We start from the raw sequence: 2,226 nt of genomic DNA, 5'->3' as shown, positions 1-2,226 counted from the left end.
CAGCTGGAATCGGCGGCCTCCACGCTGACTCGCACTGCCGAGACCACCCAGAGCCTGTCGAGCCAGGTCGCAGGCGTCTCCGAGCAGGCCTCCTCCAACATGCAGTCGGTCGCCACCGCGACGGAGGAGCTCTCGGCCTCGGTCGAGGAGATCGGCCGTCAGGTCCGCGACTCCAGCCGGATCGCGGAAGCTGCGGTCGTGCAGGCCAGGGAGACCGATGGCCGCATCGGCAAGCTGTCGCATGCCGCCCAGCAGATCGGCGAGGTGGTCAAGCTGATCACCGCGATTGCCGAGCAGACCAATCTTCTCGCGCTCAATGCCACCATCGAGGCGGCGCGTGCCGGTGAAGCCGGGCGTGGGTTCGCCGTGGTTGCCAGCGAAGTGAAGTCGCTGGCGAGCCAGACCGCGAAGGCGACGGACGAGATTTCCTCGCATATCACGGGCATGCAGGGGGCCACCGCCGAATCGGTTGCCGCGATCAAGGAGATCGGCGCGACCATCGGCCAGATCTCGTCGATCTCGACCTCGATCGCCAGCGCGGTGGAGCAGCAGGGCGCGGCGACGCAGGAGATCGCGCGCAGCGTCCAGACCGTCGCCCAGGGCACCCAGACCGCAGCCACCGACATCGGCGAGGTCAACCGCGGCGCCGCCGAGACCGGCTCGGCCTCGGAGGAGGTGCTGCACTCGGCCAAGACGCTGTCATCCGAAAGCACCCGCCTGCGCGCCGAGCTCGATCGCTTCATGGGGAATATCAGGGCGGCGTAGCAAAGCCCTGAGCCCTCGCTCTCGCTTCATCCTCCGCTGTCGTCCCCTTGACACGCAAGACGGTAGATATGCGCCTCGCTTGTCCGGGACGACGGCGGAGATTGGCGCCGGCACTCGATTTGTAACGGCGCGAGAAAGCGCGCCTCAACGAATCCCCGCGTCACCTAACCGCGAGTTGCGGCGCCACAAATTTACCACAGCTTATCCTTTGCCGATTACCGTGCGGGCGAGTCAGGAAGCGGGCTGCTTCCGGGCTGCGCCTGGTTTTCCGCGAATGGAATGGGGTGGGGGAATGTCGGTCAAGTCGAAGTCCAAGTCGAAGTCGAAGTCGAACCAATCGAAGCTGCCAACCTTGCGTTTTCGCGCAAAAATCATCCTCGGCTTCGTGGCGGTGCTAGCTATCCTCGCCGTCAGCATGGCTTTCGCCTATTTCGGCTTCGAGCGGATCCAGGCCGCGGTGGCTTCCTACCGCGCCAGCGTGTCGGAAGCCGACCTCGCGCGGACGGTCGATCGCGACCTCATCGCCTATCAGGGACTGGCTCGGGCCTATACGCTGACGGGCGCGATGGATGACGAGACCGCAGCCAAGGCCGCCGAAGACAATCTGAAGAGCGCGATCGGCAAGTCGATGTCCGCCACGACCGGCGCCGCCCGCCGTGAGCAGGTCGGCAAGCTGGAAGCCGAGTTTCAGCGCTTCACGAAGGTGTTCGGAGAGATCATCGTCCTGACGCGCGAGAACAACAAGATCGCGGCCGATGAGCTCAACAGCGTCGGCAACAAGATCCGCTTCAAGTTCGACGATCTCGCCGATACTGCGGCGCTGGCGGGGCTGGCATCGGTCCAGACCACGGCCAAGGACATCACCTCGCAATATCTGGCGGTCTCCACCTCGGTCAGCGCCTTCGTGGCCAAGCCGGAGCCGAAGACCGCCGATGGCGTGATCGCCCGCATCAAATTCCTGGAGACCCTGCTGGTCTCGATCTATGCCAGCGACCAGAAGATCACCGACCGTGTCACCGAGATCGGCAATCTGCTGAAGCAGTACCGCACCTCGTTCTCAAAGCTGACCGAGAATGTGAAGATCATCGTCAAGTCGAACGGTGAGATGACCAAGACGGCGGCAACCATCCTCAAGCTCTCGGCCGAGCTGCGTTCGGACCTGACTGCTGACCAGCAGCGCATCGAGGCGAGCGCCAACGCGACGATCGGAGAGACCGAGCAGCTGATGCTGATGATGGCGCTCGGCGGCCTTGCTATCGGTGCCGTGCTGGCCCTGTGGCTCGGCAACGGTATCTCGCGTCCGATGATCGCGATGTGCAAGGCGATGCGTGAGCTCGCCTCGGGTAATTTCGACGTGGTGCTGCCGGGTCTCGGCCGCAAGGATGAGATCGGCGAGATGGCCGGTGCGGTCGAGGAGTTCAAGGTTCAAGCCGTGGCAAAAGCCGAGCGCGATGCCGCTGC

At 64.3% G+C, this 2,226-nt stretch carries 2 protein-coding genes; both read left to right on the top strand.

All coding sequences use genetic code 11. The annotated features are described in order from the left end of the window. On the top strand, nucleotides 1-765 hold a 765-nt coding region (locus tag RAD10_RS41350), incomplete at its 5' end, for a methyl-accepting chemotaxis protein (RefSeq protein ID WP_461621282.1). 292 nt (nucleotides 766-1,057) lie between these two features. After that, the coding region (locus RAD10_RS41345) for a HAMP domain-containing protein (RefSeq protein ID WP_461621959.1) at nucleotides 1,058-2,226 on the top strand (1,169 nt) is incomplete at its 3' end.

This window comes from Bradyrhizobium sp. 23AC (assembly GCF_054863025.1).
The sequence above is the reverse complement of the archived record's forward strand: the minus strand, read 5'-3'. Positions and strand labels throughout refer to the sequence as shown.